This window comes from Mesorhizobium sp. M0633 (assembly GCF_040320645.1).
Taxonomy (GTDB): Bacteria; Pseudomonadota; Alphaproteobacteria; order Rhizobiales; family Rhizobiaceae; genus Mesorhizobium.
Map to the genome: position 1 here is coordinate 38,344 of NZ_JAMYQC010000037.1, position 23,884 is coordinate 62,227.

Annotated in this window: 13 protein-coding genes and 9 pseudogenes; 9 read left to right on the top strand and 13 right to left on the bottom strand. The window is 59.7% G+C overall.

Going from position 1 to position 23,884, the window contains the following annotated elements; genetic code table 11:
- The first annotated feature begins 251 nt into the window (after nt 1-251).
- A complete protein-coding gene (locus tag NKI47_RS29055; protein WP_352594460.1) occupies nt 252-1,202 on the top strand; it encodes an IS110 family transposase in 951 nt (316 codons plus the stop codon).
- On the opposite strand, the gene NKI47_RS29060 is transcribed toward NKI47_RS29055, so the two are convergent.
- Nucleotides 1,161-1,742: a hypothetical protein gene (locus NKI47_RS29060; RefSeq protein ID WP_352594461.1), complete on the bottom strand. Its 582-nt coding sequence runs from the start codon at nt 1,740-1,742 to the stop codon at nt 1,161-1,163. The genes NKI47_RS29055 and NKI47_RS29060 overlap by 42 nt on opposite strands.
- A 563-nt stretch (nt 1,743-2,305) precedes the next feature.
- Between NKI47_RS29060 and NKI47_RS29065 the strand changes: the two genes are divergently transcribed.
- Genes NKI47_RS29065 through NKI47_RS29085 form a run of 5 tightly spaced genes read left to right on the top strand, consistent with a single transcriptional unit; the run spans nt 2,306 to nt 6,727 of the window.
- Nucleotides 2,306-3,478: a mandelate racemase/muconate lactonizing enzyme family protein gene (locus NKI47_RS29065; RefSeq protein WP_352594462.1), complete on the top strand. Its 1,173-nt coding sequence runs from the start codon at nt 2,306-2,308 to the stop codon at nt 3,476-3,478.
- Entirely contained in the window at nt 3,478-4,290 is an 813-nt protein-coding gene (locus tag NKI47_RS29070; protein ID WP_352594463.1) for an NAD-dependent epimerase/dehydratase family protein, read from the top strand. The genes NKI47_RS29065 and NKI47_RS29070 overlap by 1 nt, the downstream gene beginning before the upstream one ends.
- 18 nt (nt 4,291-4,308) lie before the next feature.
- A complete protein-coding gene (locus NKI47_RS29075; RefSeq protein WP_352594464.1) occupies nt 4,309-5,223 on the top strand; it encodes an SMP-30/gluconolactonase/LRE family protein in 915 nt (304 codons plus the stop codon).
- 14 nt (nt 5,224-5,237) lie between these two features.
- The gene (locus NKI47_RS29080) at nt 5,238-6,023 is read left to right on the top strand and encodes an SDR family oxidoreductase (protein WP_352594465.1); all 786 of its coding nucleotides are present in this window, start codon (nt 5,238-5,240) and stop codon (nt 6,021-6,023) included.
- A gap of 11 nt (nt 6,024-6,034) precedes the next feature.
- The gene (locus NKI47_RS29085; RefSeq protein ID WP_352594466.1) at nt 6,035-6,727 is read left to right on the top strand and encodes a ribonuclease activity regulator RraA; all 693 of its coding nucleotides are present in this window, start codon (nt 6,035-6,037) and stop codon (nt 6,725-6,727) included.
- Nucleotides 6,728-6,784: 57 nt separating this feature from the next.
- Here the strand turns inward: NKI47_RS29085 and NKI47_RS29090 are convergent.
- A pseudogene (locus NKI47_RS29090) lies at nt 6,785-7,231 on the bottom strand (DDE-type integrase/transposase/recombinase); the annotation flags it as partial.
- Between the two features lie 103 nt (nt 7,232-7,334).
- Between NKI47_RS29090 and NKI47_RS29095 the strand changes: the two are divergent.
- A pseudogene (locus NKI47_RS29095) lies at nt 7,335-7,505 on the top strand (phosphoenolpyruvate hydrolase family protein); the annotation flags it as partial.
- On the opposite strand, the pseudogene NKI47_RS29100 reads toward NKI47_RS29095, so the two are convergent.
- The 4 pseudogenes from NKI47_RS29100 to NKI47_RS29115 all read right to left on the bottom strand — a co-directional run.
- Nucleotides 7,487-7,607 (bottom strand): annotated as a pseudogene (locus NKI47_RS29100) (phosphoenolpyruvate hydrolase family protein); the annotation flags it as partial. The pseudogenes NKI47_RS29095 and NKI47_RS29100 overlap by 19 nt on opposite strands.
- Before the next feature lie 131 nt (nt 7,608-7,738).
- Nucleotides 7,739-8,398, bottom strand: a pseudogene (locus NKI47_RS29105) (ATP-binding protein).
- Between the two features lie 15 nt (nt 8,399-8,413).
- Nucleotides 8,414-9,539 (bottom strand): annotated as a pseudogene (locus NKI47_RS29110) (Mu transposase domain-containing protein).
- 177 nt (nt 9,540-9,716) lie between these two features.
- Nucleotides 9,717-9,900, bottom strand: a pseudogene (locus NKI47_RS29115) (phosphoenolpyruvate hydrolase family protein); the annotation flags it as partial.
- Between the two features lie 146 nt (nt 9,901-10,046).
- On the opposite strand from NKI47_RS29115, the pseudogene NKI47_RS29120 reads away from it, so the two are divergent.
- Nucleotides 10,047-10,652, top strand: a pseudogene (locus tag NKI47_RS29120) (transposase); the annotation flags it as partial.
- A 563-nt stretch (nt 10,653-11,215) separates the two neighbouring features.
- Here NKI47_RS29120 and NKI47_RS29125 read toward each other — a convergent pair.
- Nucleotides 11,216-12,233 (bottom strand): annotated as a pseudogene (locus NKI47_RS29125) (IS256 family transposase); the annotation flags it as partial.
- A gap of 842 nt (nt 12,234-13,075) precedes the next feature.
- Here NKI47_RS29125 and NKI47_RS29130 point away from each other — a divergent pair.
- The gene (locus NKI47_RS29130; protein WP_352594468.1) at nt 13,076-15,679 is read left to right on the top strand and encodes an HAD family hydrolase; all 2,604 of its coding nucleotides are present in this window, start codon (nt 13,076-13,078) and stop codon (nt 15,677-15,679) included.
- 55 nt (nt 15,680-15,734) lie between these two features.
- On the opposite strand, the pseudogene istA reads toward NKI47_RS29130, so the two are convergent.
- From istA to NKI47_RS29160, 6 genes and pseudogenes are all read right to left on the bottom strand, one after another.
- A pseudogene (gene istA, locus NKI47_RS29135) lies at nt 15,735-16,458 on the bottom strand (IS21 family transposase); the annotation flags it as partial.
- Nucleotides 16,459-17,230: 772 nt separating this feature from the next.
- Nucleotides 17,231-17,431, bottom strand: coding sequence for a hypothetical protein (locus tag NKI47_RS29140; RefSeq protein WP_352594469.1), 201 nt, complete (start codon nt 17,429-17,431; stop codon nt 17,231-17,233).
- A 161-nt stretch (nt 17,432-17,592) separates the two neighbouring features.
- Nucleotides 17,593-17,742 (bottom strand): hypothetical protein, encoded by a 150-nt coding sequence (locus NKI47_RS29145; protein WP_352594470.1) that lies wholly within the window; start codon nt 17,740-17,742, stop codon nt 17,593-17,595.
- Between the two features lie 61 nt (nt 17,743-17,803).
- On the bottom strand, nt 17,804-20,005 hold the full coding sequence (locus tag NKI47_RS29150; RefSeq protein ID WP_352594471.1) for a WD40/YVTN/BNR-like repeat-containing protein: 2,202 nt from the start codon (nt 20,003-20,005) through the stop codon (nt 17,804-17,806).
- Nucleotides 19,944-20,909: a WD40/YVTN/BNR-like repeat-containing protein gene (locus NKI47_RS29155; protein WP_352594472.1), complete on the bottom strand. Its 966-nt coding sequence runs from the start codon at nt 20,907-20,909 to the stop codon at nt 19,944-19,946. Before NKI47_RS29155 ends, NKI47_RS29150 begins: the two co-directional genes overlap by 62 nt.
- A 351-nt stretch (nt 20,910-21,260) precedes the next feature.
- Nucleotides 21,261-23,285: a CocE/NonD family hydrolase gene (locus tag NKI47_RS29160; RefSeq protein WP_352594473.1), complete on the bottom strand. Its 2,025-nt coding sequence runs from the start codon at nt 23,283-23,285 to the stop codon at nt 21,261-21,263.
- Nucleotides 23,286-23,884 lie beyond the last annotated feature (599 nt).

The window sequence follows — 23,884 nt, forward strand, 5'->3', positions numbered from 1 at the left end:
ACGCAATCCCGGACGGAAAACCGCTGCGCACTTTTCCCGGAATTGCTTGTCTTATGACTTTCGCTGCCGAATGGGTCAGAAAGGAACGCTGAGAGAGGGTAGCCGCCCTCCCTCAGCGGCGAGGGTCGGATCGGTGGAATTGCTGACCGTTTGAGGGTCGAGCTAGAGTCGGATCGCCCTCGTCTTTCCCTTGAGGCCTGAACGGATACCCGGAGTTCGGCTCCGAACGACAAGCACAGGACAAGTGAAAGATGACCAACGATACCATCGGGATCGACATATCGAAAGACCATCTCGACGCCCACAGGCTGAGCGACGGCGCGAGCCGGCGTTTTGCCAACGACAGCCGCGGCCACAAGGCGTTCATGAGCTGGTTGAGCCCGAGCCGGTTGGACCCGCCCGGCGTACGCATCGTCTATGAGCCGACAGGTCCATATCACCGGGCCTTTGAGCGGAAGCTGGCGGCGGCTGGCCTTGCGCTGGTCAAGGTCAACCCACGCCAAGCCCGGCGCTTCGCCGAGGCCACCGGCAGGATCGCCAAGACCGACCGGCTGGACGCCGCCATGCTGGCGCGCATGGGCGCTCTTCTCGACCTCGAAGCACGACCGGTGCGCAGCCCGATCCTCAATGATCTCAAGGACCTGCACATGGCGCGCGAGGCGCTGGTGAAGAACCGGACGGCGGCGAGGAACAGGGCCAAGGCGCTAACCCTTCCCATCCTCAAGCGCCACAATGCCCAGCAGCTCAGGCAGATCGAACGTCAAATGGCTGCTGTCGAAAAGGAGATCACGGCGCTCATCCAGTTCGATCCCGATCTCTCCCGTCGCTTCGCTATCCTCGTCTCGATCCCGGGCGTCTCGGCAATCACCGCCTTCGCGCTTCTCATCGAAATGCCCGAACTCGGCACGCTCGGTCAGGGTCAGGCTGCTTCCCTCGCAGGCCTCGCTCCCGTCGCACGACAGTCCGGCAACTGGATCGGCCGCGCCTTCATCCGCGGCGGGCGAGCCAATGTCCGACAGGCACTCTACATGCCCGCCCTCGTCGCCATGCGCTTCAATCCCGATCTAAAGGCAAAATACCACCAGCTCACGGCCGACGGCAAAGCCTCAAAACTCGCCATCACAGCCATCATGCGAAAGCTCATCATCCTCGCAAACGCACTACTCAGGGACAATCGGACCTGGACACCATCTGTCCCTTGACCAACACGGATACTTTAGCTCGACGGTGCCTGTTGCGCCGGTTGCTCCCCAGATGGCGAAAATCCCGCCGGCGATGGCGCCGACGATCAGGCCCGCGAGGCCTATGACGGCGGCGAAAAATCCGCAGGCGCCCTCGAAGCAGCTCATATGGGTGGCATCCGCGATTAGCGACCCAGCGAAAAACCCGGCGCAGGCACCGATGGCGCCGCCGAGGATGATGCCGAGCAGCGCGGCAACGAGCGAGACCAAGAGCGGTGGGCGTTCGGTCTCGGGATTGGCATAGAGGGCCTCGGCGCCGCCGCCGTGGCGAAGGAGATAGATGCAGAGCAGGCCGATGGCGATCTCGGCGACCGTGAAGCGCTTCTGCGGAAAAGACGAAGTCGGGTACCAGAAGAGTAGGCCTGGCGCACGATGAGCCAGAAGATGATCGCCACTTGCCAGATGGAGTAGTGACGCGGGAAACGGGCCGACCGGTTGAAGGCAAGGCCGAGCAGGTAAAGCGCCACAAAATGGTGACGACGCCCCCAGCCAGCCCGCCATAGATCAGGAAGAACATGCTTTCCGGCAGGTTGAAGTCGCCGATCAGCCGCCACCAATGAAAGAACTCAAGGTCCCAAGTGCCGTCTTAACGGGCGGATTTCCCTGGCTCGGTTGGTTTGACCGGCCCCGCGGCTGGTCGGGTAAATCTTTCCTCAGCGCAGGACGGTTTCATCCCGCGGCCCCCACCCTCATCGCATTAGGTTATCGAATAATGAGTATCAAGAGTATGGGCTGGACTTCACCATGTGGCGCGAGTATCCAAGTCGTGCGGCCACAAGATCAACAATCTGGACTTGAAGCAAGTTGAGCCCCTGCGCGTCACCCAGCCGACGACTATCAGCCCCAGGTCGAGCTTGGCTGCGATGGGCAAGAGCTATTGCAGGCATCCGTTGAACTGCGGAGGTGAAGTTATCCGGACGAAACGGCATTGCATCGCTCTCCTCGCCGACGCGACCGCGGCCCGCGCGGCTATGGCGGCGTGGTTGAAGCTCGGCAGGTCGACGGGTGCTACGGTTGCTCGGACGAGATGAAACACAAGTGAACACTTCGAACAGGTTGCAAACATGGCTGTAGCGGTACTCGAACCATCCCATCATGCACGGGCGGCAGTTGGAATCATAAAGCGCGTCGAGGCGCGGCTCGTTCGCATGCCCCTTCGGGTGACGACGTCCTTCGCGACGCGCGCGGTGAACACCAGGGACTACGTGTTGGTGAAGGTGATCTCAAAGGACGGCATCGGCCTCGGATATACCTATGCCGGCAGCTCGGGCGGTTCCATTGCACTCGACGCTGTGACCACACTGCTGGCCCCCTTGATCGTGGGCAAGTCCTCCCTAATGATTGAAGGCCTCTGGGAGAGAATGTACCGGGACGCGCTGTTGCATGGCCGTACGGGCGCCGTCATGCGCGCGTTGAGCGCGATCGACATCGCGCTGTGGGACCACAACGCCCGTTTCGCCAACTTGCCCCTTTGGCAGTTCCTTGGTTCCTACACGGACGGCTTCGTGGATTGCTATGCAAGCGGGGGCTACTATCGGGAGGGCAAATCGCCCGAGCATCTAGCCGACGAACTTGCCGGATATGTCGAGCAGGGCTTCAAGGGCGTGAAGATGAAGGTCGGGATGCTGGGGTTGGAGGAAGAAAAACGCCGTATCATGGCCGTGCGCGGACGCATCGGGACGGACGTAAGGCTCTTTCTCGATGCCAATAATGCATGGCGCGACCTCTTCACCGCCCTTCCCTTTATCCGCTGCTTCGAGCCATTCAGTCCCGACTGGATTGAGGAACCGTTCAGCCCCGACGACATCGAGAGCCATGCGCGCCTTGTCGCTTCTACAACAATACCGGTGGCGACAGGGGAGGTCGAGGCCGGGCGCTGGAGGTTCCGTGCGCTGCTCGACGCTCGTGCAACCCATGTGCTCCAGGCCGATGCGCTGGTCTGTGGCGGAATCACCGAATGGCGCCGCATCTGCGGAATTGCATCGGCATACGGCGTTCCCGTGTATCCGCATGCGTGGCACGACATCCACGTCCATCTGGCCGCCTCGCAGCCAAACTCGGCGCTCGCTGAATATTTCGTGGACCAACAGATCGTCTGCACACAACCCTTGTTCGATCGTGAGTTGAAGCCGCAAGATGGCCGAATCGCCCTGCCCTCCGAGTCGGGTCTGGCTTTCTCGTTCAATGAGGAGACGCTCGACCGCTATGGTGCTTCCGACTGGCAGGCGGTGTCGTGATGCCATCAAGCAAAAGAAAAGTGTTGATCACCGGAGCGGGTGGCGCCCTTGGTTCCCTGCTGGTCCGAGCCTTTCGCGACCGTTACCAGCTCCGGGTCGCGACTCGCGAAAGGCGGGATGACGACCTGTTCGAAGGGCTGGAGGCACATTACGCGTCGCTCGCCGATCTGGAAACCATGGAGGTTCTCTGCAGGGGGATCGATACTGTCGTTCATCTAGGCGGCCGATCGCTCGAGGACAGTTGGGACGAAATCCGGACTTCCAACATCGAAGGAACATATTGCGTCTTCGAGGCTGCCCGGCGTCAGGCCGTGCGCCGCATCGTTTATGCTAGCAGCCATCACGTCGGCGGGTTCCTTCCCCGCGCACGCATCACGGGCGCAGGCGACGAACTGAGACCCGATGGCCTCTATGCGGTATCCAAGGTTTTCGGCGAGGCGCTTGGGCGCCTCTACGCCGATAAGCATGGCCTGAGTGTCGTCTGTCAGCGGATTGGCGTATGCCGTACTGCACCGCCGCATCGCCGATCCCTTTGGTCCTGGCTTAGTGAACCAGATTTTGTCCATTTGACCGAGCGTTGTATCGAGGCAGAAGGCGTGCACTTCCACGTCGTCTACGGCGTCTCGAACAACACGCGCAAGCAGTGGGACGATGCAGGCACCCGCGCCATCGGCTTCTTTCCGAAGGACGACGCGGAGCGCTTCGTGCCGCAAATGCAGGGACATCTTGATGAACCCGCGTTTGAGGCTCGCTTTCAAGGCGGTGGTTTCTGTGCCGATGGGTTCGATGGCGATCCGACCCGCCTCGATTGATCAGCAGGAATCACTCTCATGTTTGCACAACCGCCGCAGATCGAAGCAAAGGTGTTCGCCCGCGTGCCAGATGCGCTCCGGATCAGAGGACGCATCTCCAGATGGGCGCAGACACATCGGTCGGGTGCGGTTACGGACTGCTTCCTCGAAGGCCCCTCCTTCGATCGCGGCGGCAATCTCTACATGGTTGACGTAGCGTGGGGACGGATATTGAGAATGTCACCAACCGGTGATTTCAGCGTCGTCACGGAATATGACGGGTCGCCGAACGGGCTCAAGTTCCATGCGGACGGGCGGATTTTCGTTGCCGATTTCACCCGGGGATTGCTTGAGCTCGAGCCTAGGACCGGGAAGGTGACCACCGTTGTCGATGGCTATGAGGGCAAGCCGTTTCACGGTTTGAACGACCTCCACTTCTCATGCAATGGAGATCTCTATTTCACCGACCAGGGCTTGAGCGGACTGCACGACCCGTTCGGGCGCCTGTACCGGCTGCGCGCGGATGGGCGGCTGAATGTCGTATTGGACAGGGTGCCGAGCCCCAACGGCCTCGTCCTCGACCGCAGCGAGACCACCATCTTCCTTAACGTGACTCGCGACAACGCTGTCTGGCGCGTGCCGATGCGTTCTGACGGCACTGCCTATAAGGTCGGTGCCTTCGTCCGGCTGACCGGAGGCATTGGGCCGGATGGTCTGGCGATGGATGCCGAAGGCTCTCTGGCTATCGCCCATATAGGGCTCGGTTGCATATGGTTATTAAATACGCTCGGTGAGCCGTTACTGCGCATCAACTCGCCAACCGGACGGATGACCACCAACGTTGCCTTCGGCGGTGAAGGCAACAGGACTCTCTTCATTACCGAATCCGAGACCGGGAGCATTCTAACAGCGGAGCTAGACGTCCCCGGCCATCCAATGTTCTCCCAATTATAGGCAAGGCCAATATCATGGATCTGGGAATTTCAGGGAAGACGGCTCTTGTACTCGGCGCAGGCGGCGGGCTAGGGGGCGCCATCGCGCGGGCGCTGGCACGTGAAGGTGCGCGAGTCGCGTGCGGTGACATCGGTCGGGAAGCAGCCCACGCGACTGCCGAGGCGATCCGCGCGAATGGCGGGGAAGCTTCAGCTGTCGTGTGGGACCTCGCCAGCCGGGACGCGATGCCGCGCGTCCTAGGCGAAGTGCACGGCACGTTCGGTCCGATCGACATCCTCGTCAACAATACAGGTGGCCCGCCGCCGACACCCGCCTCTGGGCAGGATGCCTCAGCATGGCTGAAGCATTTCGAGCTTATGGTCCTTTCGGTGATCTCCCTCACCGACGCCGTCCTGCCCACCATGCGCAAGCGCGAGTGGGGGCGTGTAATCACGTCTACCTCTTCGGGAGTCGTGGCGCCGATCGCCAATCTAGGCTTGTCGAATGCGCTTAGACTGTCGCTTGTGGGCTGGTCGAAGACGCTGGCCAGCGAGGTGGGCCTGGACGGAGTTACCTCCAACATCGTGATACCGGGACGGATCGCTACACAGCGCATAAAGGCCCTCGATGAACAGAAGGCAAAGCGCGAAAGTCGGGACGTGGAAAGCGTCAGTAGCGAAAGCAAGGCCTCTATACCGCTTGGGCGTTACGGCGACCCTGAAGAATACGCCGATGTTGTCGCCTTCCTGGCGAGTCGGCGCGCATCTTACATCACCGGCAGCGTCGTCCGTGTAGACGGCGGCCTCATCCAGAGCATTTGATGGAGACTTATATGGCACTCAGTGATCAGGACATCGACGCCCTCAAAGGCATATCAACAGCAACAATCACAACCATCCTGCTCAAAAAAGGTCTCAGGAACATCTGGATGCGAGGCGCGAAACCCCTGTTGCCCGGCCAGCCGCGGATCGCCGGTCCCGCCTTCACGTTACGCTTCGTGCCGGCGCGCGAGGACCTCGCCACCCCAGCGTCCTGGGCTTCTCCAATCTCGACGCGGGCGGCGATTGAGGACATGCCGCCTGGATGCGTCGTAGTCGCGGATGCTATGGGCGTGACTGATGCTGGGATCTTCGGCGACATACTGTGCGCGCGCATGGTCAAGCGTGGCGTCGCGGCATTGGTGACCGATGGCGTGATGCGCGACGTCGATGGTGTCCTCGGCACTGGCCTGCCCGTGTGGTGTAATGGCTACGCTGCGCCGCCTTCGGTGGCGGGACTGACCTTCGTGGCCTGGCAGCAGCCGGTGGGCTGCGGAGGCGTGGCGGTCTTTCCTGACGACATGATCGTCGTCGATCAGGACGGAGCGGTCATAGTTCCCAAAGACATGGTCGAGATCCTGCTTACTGAGGGGCCTGAGCAGGAACAAGTGGAAGCCTGGATCATGAGCGAGGTGGAAAAGGGCGTTCCGCTTCCCGGGCTTTATCCGATGAATGAAGAAACGCAGCAGCGCTACAAAAATTCGTGAAGCGCCGCTTTCAAATCAAGGCCACTTTCAACTCAGTGTTGTCGCTTGCCGGCGTTGTCACGTTGTTTGAAATGTGGCCGCGTGAGGCCGACACCGCGCTTTTGAGGCAGGCCGTGCACTCACGGCTCCCCACGCGGCCATGGCTTGGCGTCGATGGGTTCGAATTTGTGCTGCCGAGCGGTTGGTCCTGGGATGGGACGAAGAGATTTCGGACGGCGGAGAAGGCCGACACGAAATGCTGCAATGAGCCGACCGACCGGAAACCCTGTCGCGTTCGTTCCCGTTTTCGGAACGGCAGGTGAGAATTCTCCGCCCGGTTGTTCAAGCCTTTATGCGAGCGGTGTTCAACGTTCGGCATGAGCTGGCGTTTGGCCGCCCCATAGGAGCGCAATTTGTCGGTGATCATACGCTTCAGTGCGCGGCCCTGCTTCTTCAGAAGTCGCGTCAGCAGGCGCCTGGCGGCCTTGGTGTTGCGACGCGTCTGGAGATCTCGTCGAGCACATATTCGCAAAAATCTCGTTGATGTGGTTCACGGAATCATCGAGCGTCGGCCCATTTAGTGCTCCGATAGTGCCACCTATGGTCAATCCCATGTGCACAACAATGAGGCCTAATCGACGCATTTCGTGAGAGTCTAGAACAGACGGGCATGGGCTACGACCTCGAGGTCGAACTTATCGCGCTCGCGCGCCGGAAAGACCTCCTAACCACGCCTTATGTGTTCGGCGTTGCTGACGCGCATAGGATGGTGGGCGCCGGTGCTGACGCCCACGGTGGGGAAATTCTGAACACCGGCGAAGCCCATGCGCTTGAGATCATCGAGGAAAGTGTCGAACTGGCAGAATGGATCGGTCCCGTTGACGCCGGCTAGTATGGGCACACTGCGCACGAGGTGCGCATTTCGCTGATTGTGAGCAGCCATTCACGCGATGGTGAGCGCTCATTTCATTTGATCGTGAGCAGTATTTCACGCGATCATGAGCGGCCGCTTCGACCGACTTGTTCATTGATTCAGGTGTTTGCGGCTGCGTCAAGAGCGTGGGCGCGAGCGCTGTGTTTTCGCATGCTTTCTCCGGTAAGTGAAGGCGGTGAGCGTTGTGAACGAGGCGATCCAGAATCGCGTCGCCGAGGGTGGGATCGCTGATGACGTCGTGCAGTGCTGGACGGCTGGTGACGATTGTGGAAGCGCGGCGATTGCGCCGTCTTGAGCAGGCGGCCATAGCGTCCATCGCCGCGTGCCAGGGCGAGCGCCTCGAAGAGACGAGGGGCGCGATGATAGAGCACCGATCGATTGTCGCGGCAAGCCTTGTGACCGAGCGCACAGGCCAGCCAACTCTTGCCCAGGCCGGTTGCGCCCGTGACCAGGCAATTCTCATGGCGGTCGATCCAGTCGCCGGCGACGAGCCTGGCGAAGACGGCGCGGTCGATGCCGCGTGGGGTGCGCAAATCGACATCTTCCACACAGGCGCTCTGGCGCAGCGCGGCGAATTTGAGGCGCGTGGTGAGCCGTTTGGTGTCGCGCTCGGCGGCTTCGCGGTCGACCAGAAGCCCGATGCGTTCCTCGAACGACAGCGCATCGAGATCCGGCGATCGCCGCTGTTCCTCGAAGGCCTTGGCCATTCCGGTCAAGCCAAGTGCGATCAGCCGGTCATGGGTGGGATGGGTGAGCATTGATATCTCCATGGTTCAGTGGAAATAGCCCTGACCGCGGATGTTGCCGTGGCGCAGGGGTTGGCGATCGGGTGTCTCGTCGAGGAAAGCGCGATCAAGGCCGTTCTTGAGGATCGAACGGATTGAGGCGACGGAGCGTGCCTTGATGAGGATGCCGCGCTGGCAGGCTGCATCGACGCGCGCGTTGCCGTAGCTCTTGGTCAGCGCCAAAATGCCGAGGCAGGTGCGAAAGCCCTGTTCGGGACGCGGCCGATCAGCGATGACAGCTTGGAAGAAGGCAGCGGTGGAAGGACCAATCTTCTCGCCGGCCGCGATCAGTCCCCCCGGCGTCCACTTGCCGTAGCGGGGATGCGCGCTCGGCATGTGATCGGCAACTGTCGTATGGCCGCGCCGGTTGGGCGCACGGGCGTGGCTGGCGATCCGCTGGCCTTTATGGAAGATCTCGACGGTCTTGTCAGCGATGCGCACATCGACGAGTTCCCGGATCAGGCGGTAGGGCGTGGAATACCAGTGTGCATCGACCTCGAGATGATAATCGCGGCGACGCGGCAACGCTTCCAGCGGGCGAACACAAATGGCTGTTCCGGCAGTGCGCCCAGCTTCGGCCTGTCGATCTCGGCGAGGCGCCCATCGCTGCGACAAACAGCTTCATGGGATGCGCTTCGCCGGTGATGGGGTCGAAGATGTCGATGGTGTCGCCGGCGAAATCGACAAACACCTTCTCGCCGCCCAGATGCGTCTGGCGCATCGTCGGGCACGCGCGCGCTTTCCAGGCCTCGAAGGTCGCGCAAGACCAGGTATAGCCAAAGCCGTCGGGATTGGCGGCACGAGACTCTTCCCACAGCAGCACCCGCGTTACGCCGCGCCGGCGCAACTCCTTCTCCACCTAGGTCCAATCGGGAACCGGCCGCCGAGGGCTTTGCGAGGCCGCCTTAGGCGCTGGGAAGAGCAGCAGCTCGAGGCCTTCGTCATCCATCCCTTCGGGCAGCGGCCAGCTCAGCCCGGCAAGACGGGCGCGTCGCAAGTAACCGTGGACGACGCCCCCGAGCGTGCGCGTGATGACGCGCTCGGTCAGACCCTGGGAAAATCTCAATAGTAATACGTCTCTGATCCGGCGCATCCACAATCTCTTGGTTGGCATCAGGCTTCCTCGGTTTGAACGAGGCATCCTGTAGGCCGCTGAGTTGTCGGCCGAAGCGTCCAGCACCTCCGAGAAGGTTGCTCACGATCGTCTGAAATGGCTGCTCACGATCCCCCGAAATCCTTGCTCACGATGCGGTGAAATCCGTGCTCACAATCGCCTGAAATACGCACACGAGGGGAGAATTTCCTTGACCATGTCGACGACGACATCGTTGGCGTTCCCATATGCGAGCAATCCCGCCAACGAGCCCCCGGCCCGCCATACGGTAGCGACCGGAATTGTAGATCACGATGAGGTCAATACCGCCCGAGGCCTCGCTCTTGGCGGACAATCCGGTTCCAGCGCCGCCCCCGATCATCGGCTTACCAGCAGCGCGCTTCTTGTTGAGGTGCGCCAGTACTTCGCTTCGCCGAAGTGGGGAGGTTCAAATGCACCAGTCATCTCAGGCCTCCTGCCCTTCCTCGAGCATCACCGTTTGTCGATCACCGCTGGAATAATGCGCAAGTCCGGCGGCTTCAGACGATCACCGGCGTCAATGTCATCGTCGCGAGCGGTATCATCGCCGCGACCGGCGACATCCGGCGGTTCCGCGAGCCGCAGAAGCTGGTGAGCTACTTCGGCCTCAATCCGCGTGTGCGTCAATCCGGTCTTGGCTTGGCGCAATATGGCCGGATCAGCAAACATGGGCGTTCCCATGCCCGCGCCATGCTGGTCGAGGCCGCCTGGGCGGCGGCGAAGCCGCCCGGACCGCTCAGGGCCTTCTTCCTACGCATCCGCAACAAGCGTGGTCATCAGGTCGCAGCTGTGGCGGTCGCCCGCAAGCTCGCGGTGCTGATCTGGCATCTGCTGACAAAGGGGCAGGACTACTTCTGGGCTCGCCCGGCGCTGGTGGCGGCAAAACAGAGGCAGCTCGCTCTCAAGGCCGGCGCGCCGGGCGAGCGCGGTGTCGGTCGCCGCGGTTCGGCTTACGCCTACAACGTGAAGGAGTTGCGAAACAGCGAGAAAGCCGCGGCCGAGAGTGCCGAGCGTGCGTACGAGGTAATGGTTCGGCATTGGCGGCCACGCGGGCCGAAGCGGCGCACGGACGCCACAAACGAGGAACGACTATAACGGCTGCGTGGCGGCACTCTCATCCTCTCGCACCACTCTTTGCCACGTGGTCGTCCGTGCCGGACAAATATAGCACAAGGAAATCTGGCGGCAGGACCGACGCCCTCGGTCCGCTCCAGAATGGCGCCGTGCTCGACGCCGTCAAGGCGTGGCCTGGAAACCTCGCAGCCGGCCGTGGCGCCATCGCACCGGCCAGCCTTGACTGCGTCTCGACACGCTCGCGTGGGAAATCCTGTGGGCCGGGACGAAGAAACAGGCTCACCTGAGCCGAACAAAGAAACGCAACAGGAATCGAAAAAGTCGAAATCAGGCCTGTCGATGTCATCCGTAAGGAATGTGCCGGCACGCGCTGCCTCGGTCCGCTCCAGACTGGCGCCGTGCTCGACCCAGTCAAGGCGTGGCCTGGAAACCTCGCAGCCGGCCGTGCCGCCATCGCACCGGCCAGCCTTGACTGCATCTCGACACGCTCGCATCGGAAATCCTGTGGGCCGGGACGAAGAAACAGGCTCACCTGAGCCGAACAAAGAAACGCAACAGGAATCGAAAAAGTCGAAATCAGGCTTGTCGATGTCATCCGTCGTGTAAATGATCCGGCGGACGTCGTCAGGGAACGCGAAGAATGGAATGACCTCGCCCCAGGCGCGCCGCCAGCTCTGGCCGATGGCGGGATAGCGCAGCCCCCAGGGGCCGATCTCGAACGCCGCCACCACCTTCTAGGCGGCATCGGCATCGACGGCGCGGTAGATTTCCTTGAGTGCGCCGGCGAGGCTCTTGGGGTCTTTCCAGGACACGAAGTCCATGGAGTTGCGCAGCAGGTGGACGATGCATGTCTGGACGATCGCCTCCAGGAAGACAGCGGTGATCACCTCCGGGAAACCTTTCAGGACATCGACAACAGCCAGAAGGATATCCTCTGTGCCGCGGTTCTTGAGCTTCAACACCCGCAGCCGGAACTTGGCGCCTTCATTCTGCTCGAGCCACAGGCCGAGCACCTCCTTTGCACCGTCGGCGCGCACGCCCAGTGCGATATGGGTGGCCTTGTTGCGGACCATCCCCTCATCGCGGATCTTGACGCGGATCGCATCGAAGAAGACAGCGGGTAAATCGGATCGAGTGGCCTTTTCTGCCAGGTGGCAACTTCATCGAGCACGGCGTCCGTCACCGTTGAGATCAGGTCCGCAGACACATCGACGCCGTGCAGATCACGCAGGTGCCCGGTGATCTCCCGGGTACTCATGCCGCGCGCGTACATCGATACGATCTTGTCATCAAAGCCGGGAAAACGGCGCTGGTACTTGGCGATCAGCTGCGAATCGAAACTCGACTGGCGGTCACGCGGGACATCGATCTCAAGCTTGCCGGTCTCGGTCGTCACCGTCTTGCGGCCACAGCCGTTACGCGTATTGCCAGCGTCTTCGCCGCTCGCCAGATGATGATCCATCTCCGCGTTCAGCGCGCGCTCAGAGCCTTCTTGAGCGAATCCAGGAGGCCACCCTGCTCGAAGGCGGCACTGGCTGACCCTCCTGCCAGGAGCTGGTCGAGAAGATCATTCGGTATCGCAGGTTCTTTGCGTCGGGTCATAGTGGGAATTCCTTTTTACCCATTGTGCCCGCGCGCACACGGAATTCCTGACAGTCCCCTGCGCTTCGCATCGATCTTCTCCGCCCTGCACAACCTCTTCGTTCCACCTCACTCAAGACACTCCGCGTTTCAATCCATGTTCACCGTCTGAACGCAAATGGCGGAGAAGGCCGTGCCTGCGCTCTGCTGACAGCAGCGCACACCCCTTCAGCGCGTTCATACGCAGACAACGTGAGAGCGCCTCGAATGCTGATTGCCCTGCCGCACGATGGCGCCAGCGGTGTATCTCTCGCCAATTACCTCATGCCGCGTCAGATGGAGCTTCTGCTTACCCTAACTAAAGGTGCATCAACTTTAACATTTCTTCATCAAAACATCACACAGATTCTTGTGCATAGAAACGCAGACGTCCTCAACATAATCAACTACTTGGCAACCATAGTCGCGTTCCCACCGCTACGTTGACGCGAAGATCTATAAACGATAACTTCGGGCCAAAAGATTGGTGAGATGCAGAGGATCAACCGATAGTCGAATGTCTTTTGACGTTATCTACGTTTCGTTTCTGCAAGAGCAGAGGTTAACGACGAGATGGGGATCGTCTAGCGGTAGGGCAGCGGAGTTTTGCTGCGAGACCCTGATTCGAACCCAAGTCTCCCAAGCAGCTCAGGACATTTCTAGTTTAGTCCCCGGCTCGTTGGAAGCTCCGTAGCGAAAGCGGTTGCCGCTAACCTCGACACTTTGGCGATGCGGAGGGCCTAGACCCAAGAGTGGACAACAAGTGAGAAGTTCTCAGCCAGAAAAGATCGCGCTTGCGCGAGAAACACTTAACGGAGAAATAAATGCATTATATACTGGAGCGCTTGGCCGCCAAGATAAAGCAAGCCGACATTGATCCGCTGCCTTTCGAAAAATTAAGTATGGAACATATGTTTGATCCTGACGTTTATGGCGAGATCTTGCCGCCTCTTCCCAGAGACGACGTCTATCAGTCTATCCATCACCCTGACGCAATGTTTCCACCCGGGCGCGGTCTAACGGAAAAGACCGCCCAGCGGCGAAAACGGGAGGATCGCCTGCTCTGGAGCGACATGCGTGATACGCATCATAAGGCGCAAATAAACGCCCACGATATCCCAAATGTTCTGGACGAGTTTGGGGATTCGGTAAAGGTACTTTCACTTGACTGTTTCGATACGTTACTATGGCGCAAGACAGCGACACCTGAAGATGTTTTTACCGTGCTGGCCGATAAGCCCGTCGCGCGAAGCTTAGGGATAACTCCTCACCAACGCATTAGCGCTGCTGCGCGTGCCTATCGAGCGAAGCGTTTAGAGAACGGATCCAGGGAGATCGATATCCGTGATATTTATCGGTCTTTTACGTCGCTTTCTGGTGAGGAACGGGAGCTATTGGTCGAGACGGAAATCCGAACCGAAATGAATGTTTGCTTTGCATTCTCACCGTACGTAGAACTGATCAGGCTGGCGCACACCCGTGGTATCAAAATTATCATCGTGAGCGATACGTATTTGCGCGAAGACGAGTTAAGGCGCCTCTTGGCTCAGCATTTGCCTACAGACGTTATGCAGGCAATCAGTACGGTTTACTGCTCTGTCGATTATGGGACGTCGAAGAATCGTGCTCTTTTTGAGATTGTAATCAAAGAGTGTGGCGTGCCTGCATCGCAACTACTTCACATCGGGGATAATGTCGTATCCGATGCGCAAGTGCCGCAGAAATTGGGCGTACGTGCGCTGCATTTCCTACCGTTTGATCGTGATGCCGCAGACTTCTTGCGCCTACAGCACGCGGCATCTTCGCTGATTGTACTCGAACAGACAGCACCGGAAACAGTTGTTCTGCCGTGCTATAGTCCATTTCGGCCGATTTTTTCTATAGCAGACTTACAGCCATACGCGCCTGAGACAGTGATCGGCTACATGTCGTTTGGTCCGGTGCTATATGGCTATGCCCGTTTTCTTATGGACGAGGTGGAGGCACTACAACAGCAGGGCAAGCGAGTAAAGGTCTTGTTTCTGTTGCGTGATGCTTATCTTCTTTCAGCTGCGTGTGAAGCCTATGCGGGCAAGCCCGTCGGCAAGCCGGTACGAATCCGCGGATTCGTTGCTATTGCGGCCTCTTTCAAAACTCGCGCCGATGTTGATGATTACATCAGCGGTATCAATCCCGACGTTCAGAATTTTTATTCCGCTGCAAAACAGCTTTTGCTTCCGCCTGAAGTGACTGAATTGTTAATACGGATCGCCCATCAATCGGCCGACCCACAGACGGCATTCTATCAGCTGCTGCGCGACGATGATGTGCTGGAGTTGATATTCAAGAACTCATTTGCTTTGCGTGCCCGCTTGATGCGCTATATGAAAAAGCAATTGGAGTTGGAGGAAGGCGATACTATTATTTTGGCAGACACAGGCTATAGCGGCACAACGCAGAGATATTTGATCCGCACCTTCAAGGAAGAATTGAAGGCAGATATACTTGGCCGCTATGTTATTGCTTCTGACGCGCCCGGCCGTCCGGCGAACAGTAAAGCTCTCATTGCGACACCTTGGTGGAATTACGATTTTTTCGAGCAATGCTGCACCGTCAGGGAAGGAGCGGTTGTTGACTATGATTTGGACGGTGAGCCAGTTCTTGAGCAGATCGAACTTAGTGAAAAGCAGTACGAGAAAGTCGCCAATATTCAAGCTGAATGCATGCGGTTCATCAACGATGCAGGGGCGTTTTTTACCAAATCTGGTGTGACATGCGAGTATTCTATTTTGCAGCGGGCTGCCCATGCAGCCCTATTCCGTCATGCCCACATGCCTATTGAAGCGGAGTTGGAATATTTCAAGGACTTCCAGCACGACAGCTTTATGGATCTAGATCGGAAGAAGACGCTCTATCATCTAGAAAATGCTTTGAGGAATGTGAGGCGCCTGCCCTCACCTTATCGGCTATCTCCATATGACACGCGCGGCTTGGGGCTTGACTTCACATTCAGCGCTCTAGTGCAACGAAGATTTCAACTTGATCTAGGTCCAGAAGATATGAATGTGCGTTTTTCACCTTTGAAAGTCTCGATAGGGAGGACACACGAGTCCAAGGTCCTGTTGCTTAGAGCACACCATCTGCATGACGGATATTTCTCCATTATGATGCCATATGAAAGCGGCACCAGTGTGAAAATGCTCTTGGGGGAGCACTACGAATGGTTGCAAATTGACGAGCTACAACTTTTGAATAATGCAGGAAGCGTGTGTGGGAATGTGTCGAGCTCTCTCGATCTGGAAGAAATCAATCGGGAGGGAGAGATTTATCGGTGCCTGTCACAGGCAAGTGTCGCGACAATCCGTCCCGTTGGTTTGCAACAGTTCAAAACGCCTCATTACTATCATATGATCTTTCGCCCATTGGTTCCGAGGGCGCAGGCGGCATGAATTTTCCTCCTTTATTGCTAGGCGCCTTGCCTCCGAGGCGGATCAGATGCGGCGCGGTCGGCAGGACCGTGGTGTCGTAATGTTCGGCCATGGCGGCAAACGTCGTGTTCAGCGTCGGTTCGAACCACAGCGCCTTGGCCACACCGGCCTTCAGATTGTCACAGACGATCGCCCTGGTGACGCCGTCGAAGAAGACAAGCGCCGCACCTGGCCCTCGATCCAGTCCGGCAACTTTTGGCTGGAGCTGGCAAAGGCGAAGGTCAGGTTGGAAGCGCCCAGCACCGCGACAAAAAGATCTGGGCGGCATGGATGACGCCGGTATCAGGGTCGATCACCGGCACCGTCTGCCCGGCATAGTCGGTCTGCATCACCGCACCCGCCGCATGCCGGTTGCGGAATGTCGCGCTCGTCCGGCGCTCGAAAGCGGCGAAGTGCTCGCAGAACCAGGTGTAGCTGTAGCCGTCGGGTGGGCGGCGCGATACTCCTGCCACAACAGCGTCAGCGTCACGCCCTTGCGTTTCAGCTCCCGGACGATCAGCGCCCAGTCCGGCTCACTCAGATCTTGTGGCGGCCGGGCCATCCGGCGGAACAGAAGCCGCTCGCGCGCCGCATCGTCGTCGTAGCCGGGCGGCAACGGCCAGCGCGAAAGCCCCGCCTCGCTCGCGCGTAGCAGAGATAGGTCGAAACCGTCGTCTTGCTGATCTTCAGCCGTTCCAACACTTCGCGCACGGAAGACCCTGCTCATGGGTCAGGCTCAAGATCGCTCGGATGTCCTTCACCGTCGTTTGTCAGTTTGTCTCGCTTGCAACCGATGATCAAAATTCAATCGGTGAGCGGCTCCACGGCCCGGTTTGCTCCTGCTCTTAGGCGATGTCCAGCATCTTGGGAAATTCGATGATCGTAGCCAAACCGATGGCATGACGTTTTGGGTAGTCACTTGGCTCTTCGATCTTGTTCCTCACGCAGCATCCCCTGCGCGCTCTTGGTTGCACAGTTCCCACGGCGAAAGAGTTTAATCCGAAGCTTGACATGCAATAGGCGATTCGAAACGCGGGGCGGACTGATAGCTTTAGTGCAACCTGCCAAAAGCTAACTCTCTCTCCTCGGACTGGAGGCCGCCCACAGCCGACGTCGCATCATGGCGACTGCAGCGGGCGTGAGGTCGTGCGTGCCCTGATCGCGGCCGTGCGTTCCACTCCGTCGATTGTTCTCATGGCGAGCGTGGAAGCGCGCCGGCTGGCGGTGAGGGACAATGGGGCCGGGCCGTTTAGGCGAGCTGTTCGATTGGACCGATCTTCTTCGGCTCACGGCGGGTCGTGCTCGCCACAGGCGGGTCGGCGGGCTGTTTCTCAACACCACCAATCCTTCGGACAGTTGCGGACAGGGCCTGACGCTTGCGGCCCGACGATCCGCAACGTTATGCGTACGAGCTGCAATCGGACGTCCGGCAGAAGCCGAAGCTCGCTGCCGCGCCGGTAGCAAAAGTCGTGCATCAATGCTGATCGCCATGTTCCATGGCGATCGAGTCGGCTCGAGGCGCCAGACGCAGCGTCAGCCGCGGCCGCGGCCGCGACGAAACAGCCCGTCGAAAGCGTAGCTCAGCAAATACCAGGTGGCGAGGAACTCCAGGCATTCCAAGGCGAAGCTACCGAGCTTATAGAACATCTCAGCGATAACGAACGCGATCATGAACGGCACTAGCTCGCGCTTCGCCATGCCGCTTACTCCGATCGTCTGGGCCAGTGAAAACATATTCGCGCTCCTTTTTTTGCTACCAATCAACAATCGGCCCGCCCTCATCGTCCAGCCGGGTCTCCCTGCCTGGCGCCGGCCGTCAGCGTTGCATCGGGTTTTTCAGTGATCGAGAAGAATCTTAGCCGGCACGCCTGCCAAGATCTCGACCCTAGAAAAGCCTAGCGGCGCCGCACCGCGGCGCCTCGGCGGAGCCACCAGCGGGCGGCCACAATCGCTCCGACAGCAAGCACGACTATGATGTAGAGCATCTCGGTAGTGCCGCCGCCTCCATCCGGAGCAACGCCGAAGGTCCGCTCGATAAAATCCATGTCTATCTCCTTCCTGGGATGAATGCTCACTGAGCCGTATGTGTTGGCTCACGGCCCAGACCTAGGCCTTGCCGGTCCCGAGCAGCTCGACGTCGGCGCTCTTGAGCGCGGCATTGAGCGCACAGACCTCTTCCTTCATGAGCGCGTCCAGCTTTTTGATCTCGCCGTCGACCTTCGACATGATCTCATCGGAAAGCTGGCGGGCTTGCAGCGTCGGCGTCGCGTCGGCGATCGTCACCACGTTGACGAGGTCGATCAGCTTATCGTTCAAGCCGGGCGGATTGCGTTCTAGGTCGCGCGACGTCTCACGTTTCACGTCAATCAGCACTCCCTCGATCGCCTCGAGCCGCCCGACCAAAGATTGCGCACGTCCGCCCAGCGATTTGTCGCCGTCGTCCAGCCGCTTTTGCACATCCGCGAGCTGCCGCTTCAGGAGCCGGATTCGATTCACCGCCTGGTTGAGCGCCGAGAGCTTGCCGAATAGCCTTTGTAAGAGCTCGAACTGCTCGGCGAACTCCTTTTCGGTCGTGGCTATGCGGGGATCGTTGACGATCGTGAAGCCGACCGTCTGGCATTTGCCGTCGGCCTGCAGCTCAACCTTGTACCTGCCGGGAACCACCGCCGGGCCGCTCGGGTCCTCGCCCTCCGGCGCGAGAGGCTTGTACTTCTGGATCATCAGCGACCGCTCGAGCTTGGCCGGTCTCAAATGTCTGAGGTCCCAGACGAAGCGGTGGAGCCCGGCATTCGTGCCTGGCTTTGTATGGAAGGGCGCGTCCTTGTCGTCGCTCGAGAACGCGATGATGGTCTTGTCTGCGGCGTCCCGAAAGGTGAGCTTGACCGGCCCCTCCGCATCATCGGGCAGCCAGAAGTAGACGATCGCCCCAATCGGCGGATTCTCGCCGCAGTCGAGATAGCGGCGATCGGTCCGTCCACCCTCCAGCTCCACGACCTCCGTGGCGGCGCCGATGCCCCAACCGGGGCCGTAGTTGATCCCTGTCTTCGCGTAGCCCGTCTCGACGCAGTAGTTGAGCTTGGCCCGAACCGTCGGGCGTGGGCTCACCAGCTTCACGTCTTCCTGATCCGCGGCCAGCTCGCGCAACGGCGTCACGTCGTCGAGGATCCAGAAGGACCGGCCATGGGTGCCAGCCACGAGGTCGCTGCCCTTGATCTTGAGATCGTAGACCGGGACCACGGGCAGGCCGCCCGCCATGCGCGACCAGTGCGCGCCGTCGTCGAGACTGAAGAAGACGCCGGTCTCGGTGCCGGCGAAGAGCAGTCCTGGCCGCATCGTGTCGGCGCGCACCACCCGGATGATCTCGCCGTTCGGGAAGTCACCAACGATTGACTCCCAGCTTTTCCCCCGGTCCTTGGTGCGGAAGAGATAGGGCTGATAGTCGGCGAGCTTATAGCGCGTGGCTGCTACATAGACGGTGTCGGCGTCATGCGGCGAGATCTCGACGCAGCCGACATAGGCGAGCTCGGGCATGGCTTCTGGCGTAGCGTTGCTCCACCGGGCTCCGTCGTTCCGCGTCACATGGACGAGGCCGTCGTCGGTAGACGCCCAGATTTCACCCTTGCGGTGTGGGGATTCCACAACCGAGGCGCACGTCGCATGCACCTCGGCGCCGGAATCGTCGTGGGTCAGGACGCCACCTGAATGGTCCTGTCGAGCCGGGTCGTTAAGGCTAAGATCGGCCGAGATCACTGTCCAGCTCGATCCTTCGTCGCGGCTGCGGAAGACGTGGTTGCCCCCGATATAGAGTGTCTTCTGATCACGCGGCGAGAAAGTGATCGGGAAGGTCCAGCCGAAGCGGTATCGCATATCCTTCGACGCCATACCACTCGTCTTTTCCGGCCAGACACTGACAAGGCGAATTTGTCGGGTGCGGTGGTCGTAGCGCTGCAGAGCTCCACAGTCGGCCGGGCTTGAGCCGATCGCGCCGCAATAGACGATGTCGGGATCCTTGGGATCCACGGCGATGAAGCCGCTCTCACCCGTGCCCGGATAGGTGCAGTCGCAAAGGGGGATGACGCCCCATTCCGAGGCGCTCGGGACCGAGATCGAGGTGTTGTCCTGCTGGGTGGCGTAAACCCGATAGGGATACTGGTTGTCGACATCGATGCGATAGAACTGCGCTGTCATCTGATTGTAGATCGACGACCAGGTCCGGCCGCCATTGAAGGTGACACACGCGCCGCCGTCATTGCCTTCGATCATCCGCTTGGGATTGAAGCGGGTCGATCCAAAGATCGTGGTTGTCATCGTGGGGCGTGTTCACCTCGGTGAAGCTCTCCCCACCATCAGTCGACTTCCACATCTGTAAATTGGTTACGTAGACCGTATCGGCGTGTGTCGGATCGGCGAAGACATGGGTGTAGTAGAAGGGGCGGTGCATCAAATCGCGGTTCTGCGAGATTTGGACCCAGCGGTCGCCGTAATCGTCGGTGCGATAAAGCCCGATCTTGTCTCCTTCCGCCTCAAGGAGAGCGTAGACGCGCCCGCACTTCGCCTCAGAGACGGAGACGCCGATCTTGCCGAGCACCCCACCCGGCAAACCATTCAGCCCGGACAACTCCTCCCAGGTGTCCCCGCCGTCCAGAGACCGGAAGATTCCGCTTCCCGGCCCTCCGCTACTGAGGTTCCAGAAGCTCCGCCGCGTCTGCCAGACTGTGGCGAAGAGGATGCGCGGATTGTTGGGATCCATCGAGATATCGACGGCACCAGCATCGGAATTGCGGTAGAGGATCTTCTGCCAGGTCTTGCCGCCATCCTTGGAACGGAACACGCCCCGTTCCTCGTTGGGCCCGAACGCGTCGCCGAGCGCCGCAACATAGACGATGTCGGGGTCGTGTGGATGAATGCAGATCTTGCCGATGTGGCGGGTCTCTTTCAGTCCCAGATGAGTCCAACTGCGACCGGCATCGGTAGACCCGTAGACGCCATCGCCGTACGAGACGTCGCCTCGGATCGTCGACTCGCCCGTGCCGGCATAGATGACGTTGGAGTCAGAGCGGGCGACCGCGAGCGCGCCGACGCTGGCGCTCGTGAAGTAACCGTCGGACACGCAGCGCCAATAGACGCCTCCATCGATCGTCTTCCACACCCCGCCCGCGCAGGCGCCGAAGTAGAACACCATTGGGTTGTCGGGATCGCCTGCAACCGCCACAACACGGCCGCCTCTGGCTGGTCCAATGCAGCGCCATTTGAGAGCACCGCGGCTATTGTGGTCAGTTACACGGACCTGCGTCGACATCGCGCTACCTGCCAATACTGATGTTGTTGTAAGCCTCGATCGAGCTTTGGGCGGCCGCATCGGCACGCGCCTTCCGTACCTTCCCATCGGCGGCCCAGATGCGTTGGGACAACGGCATGCCGGCACCGATAATATCCCCGCTGAGCGCGGATCCGACTTTAAAAAAGGGGCTGGCGTCTCACACTGTTTGCGATCTCATTCATGATGGAACTGTGCCTTTCCTTGCGAGATTCTCTGCGGAGCGGGAGGCGATTTTCTTCCAATTCAGACGAGATCACGAGGAATCTTCTTCGACCATGATCTCTCGAAGATGCGCTCGCCGTTTTCGAAAGCGTTGAAATCGATCTGCAGGTGGAAGGTTGACTTAGTAGCGGTCATGACTGTCCGGCCCTCCACCGCTGTCTGCCACGCTCCGCGGCTCAGCTCATCTCGGTGGTAGACTTCCGTCCGGGCTGCCGTCGGATCGTTCTCGGCGACCGAATAGATCATGTGCTTTTGGAGGCCAACAACCGTGCCGATCGGATCGAGGCGAACGAAGCCATCGTCGCGCTTGACTGTGACTGTGACCTGCTTCGGCAATACATCCAGGCGTGCAAAACGCTCGACGCTGCCGGGCTTCAGCACCGTGGTTGCCATGGGCGCAGAACTCTCCGGCGTGCCAAAGGTTGACAACTCGGCGTCCATCGGTTGCGGCATTCTGATCGGAAGATTCAGACGACTTGCTTCCGCCTCTATGGTCAATGTGGCGCGCTCCGGTGCGGGTAATACCAACGGCCAGTAGGCAGTGGAAATAGAGAGCCGGATCCGATGACCGGCGGGATAGGTGTATCCGACCGCGTTCATCGCGAGGCGGATGCGGTACGATCTTCCAGCTTCCATCGGCTGCAGATCTTCGTGGCCGTCGCGGTGCGACAGGTTGAGCAGTCCGTAGGTGACCCGTGTGACTTCACCTGACGGGCTAACATCGGAAAGACGCGCCGCAAGGATCGCGGTCGGCGTGTCGCAGGTGACCTCCAATTCAAGGACAGGCGCGCCGAGGATCGGCGTGGCTTCAGCGAGCAGATGGCTGTCAAAGATCAAGGAGCCGCCATCGTCCCACCGCTGATCCAGCGGCATCTCCGGACCTTCTCCTCCGAGCCCATAAGGGCACCACTCGCCACCCGCGATGCCGACCGTCTCAGGCGAACTGATTTCGAGAGTCGCTTCCGGCAGCGCCTGCTCGGACAACCTGCCCGTCCCTATGCGGAAGATCCGTGACGTTACATGCGGAGACGGCCAGCTGGGGTCCGCGACCCAGTGCCCAGGTCGCTCATCATAATGCGCCGCAGGCTCTGCCCAGTCCAGCATCCAGCTACGCAGCACCGGTTCCTGCATAATGCCGGTATCCTTGCCCTTCAACCAGTGATCCCACCAGCGTAGGCATTCCTGCAGGAAACCGATGGCGGGACCGGGGACACCCTCATGAGGGTATGTATGACCCCAAGGCCCAATCAGGCCTTTGCGTGGCGCTCTCAGGTTTGAGAGGAGCCGGAACACGGCGTTCGAAAAGCCATCTGCCCATCCACCGACCGCGAAAACCGCGCAATCAATTGCACCGTAATCTTCGCAGACCGAACCATGCCTCCAGAAATCGTCCCGCCGCTGATGCGTGAGCCAATCAATCAATGTCGGCCGGGCATTTTCCAACCGCTCCATCCACATCGCGCGCCAGCGGTCCTGGCCGACGATCTCGGGATCGGGCGACTGTGCCATGCTCGCGAAACATGTCGTACCCCAAACCAATGTATCGTTGAGGACGCATCCACCCATGTAGTGCCCATCGTCGGCGTAGCGATCGTCGGTCGAGCAGTGTGTGATGATCGCCTTTAGGCCCTTGGGCCGGCGAGCGGCGACTTGCAAGGCGCTGAACCCACCCCACGATTTGCCGATCATTCCCACACTGCCGCTGCACCAGGCCTGTCGCGTCATCCATTCGATGGCCCCGACAGCGTCGTCCTGTTCTTGCTTGACGTATTCATCCTCGAACAGACCCTCGGAATCGCCGGTGCCCCGGATGTCTAGACGGATGCTCGCATAGCCATGCGACGCGAAATAGGGATACATCCGTTCGTCTCTCAAAACGGTGCCATCACGTTTGCGGTAAGGAATGTAGTCGACAATTGCTGGGACCGGGCTGGATCCCGCATCCTCCGGCAGCCAGATCTTCGCAGCCAGACGCGTTCCGTCGGAAAGCGGAATCCACACATTCTCCAATAGCCTGACGGGCCGGGGTCCGAGCGCAATTTTCATCCTTGCCCATCCATCTTGGCAAACTTCCACATGTTCATCCCCTTTTTGTGTTATGCCAATTTCCCGTTCGGGGCAGGCCGCCGCCTAAAGTCGAGGCGCTAAGGCGCTTCTGCGGTCGCTGCCGATGCTCCCGCTTTGCTCAACGAGATTGTTTATCTTCCAGGAATATGACGTGTGGGGGAGACAGGTTTGCGCCAAAGTGCGTCGGCTTCTGAAATGCGAAGCACACGGAGCAGTTCAGTTTGAAATGTAAGCTTCCGTAACGCACTTCGGGCTGATCCAGATAGGGCTGAGATCGGCAAGCATTTTTGCAGGAGGCTGGCACCGGCTGGGAATGCGCTGCGTACTGCCTGTCCTTTGTGCGAACCCCTAGATTGATGGGGTGGACGCCCCCTGACGGCATCGCTGTGCCAAAGTGGTGTCGTTGATCATCACTTGAACGGAGGCGTCCATGTCGGAAGTTAGCATGATCGGGTTGGATCTAGCGAAGAACGTGTTCGTGCGACCTGCAAGTCGCGTGAGTTTCTGTTTCACAGGAGGAGATATTGCCTGAAGAAACCGGCTGTTCCATCAGCCGTTCCCTACCCGGACATGCGGAG

Bases quoted from the DNA above. Each gene is read 5' to 3' on its own strand.
- NKI47_RS29055 (WP_352594460.1), top strand. From the start codon at position 252: ATGACCAACGATACCATCGGGATCGACATATCGAAAGACCATCTCGAC.
- NKI47_RS29060 (WP_352594461.1), bottom strand. From the start codon at position 1,742: ATGGCGGGCTGGCTGGGGGCGTCGTCACCATTTTGTGGCGCTTTACCT.
- NKI47_RS29065 (WP_352594462.1), top strand. From the start codon at position 2,306: ATGGCTGTAGCGGTACTCGAACCATCCCATCATGCACGGGCGGCAGTT.
- NKI47_RS29070 (WP_352594463.1), top strand. From the start codon at position 3,478: ATGCCATCAAGCAAAAGAAAAGTGTTGATCACCGGAGCGGGTGGCGCC.
- NKI47_RS29075 (WP_352594464.1), top strand. From the start codon at position 4,309: ATGTTTGCACAACCGCCGCAGATCGAAGCAAAGGTGTTCGCCCGCGTG.
- NKI47_RS29080 (WP_352594465.1), top strand. From the start codon at position 5,238: ATGGATCTGGGAATTTCAGGGAAGACGGCTCTTGTACTCGGCGCAGGC.
- NKI47_RS29085 (WP_352594466.1), top strand. From the start codon at position 6,035: ATGGCACTCAGTGATCAGGACATCGACGCCCTCAAAGGCATATCAACA.
- NKI47_RS29130 (WP_352594468.1), top strand. From the start codon at position 13,076: ATGCATTATATACTGGAGCGCTTGGCCGCCAAGATAAAGCAAGCCGAC.
- NKI47_RS29140 (WP_352594469.1), bottom strand. From the start codon at position 17,431: ATGTTTTCACTGGCCCAGACGATCGGAGTAAGCGGCATGGCGAAGCGC.
- NKI47_RS29145 (WP_352594470.1), bottom strand. From the start codon at position 17,742: ATGGATTTTATCGAGCGGACCTTCGGCGTTGCTCCGGATGGAGGCGGC.
- NKI47_RS29150 (WP_352594471.1), bottom strand. From the start codon at position 20,005: ATGACAACCACGATCTTTGGATCGACCCGCTTCAATCCCAAGCGGATG.
- NKI47_RS29160 (WP_352594473.1), bottom strand. From the start codon at position 23,285: ATGAAAATTGCGCTCGGACCCCGGCCCGTCAGGCTATTGGAGAATGTG.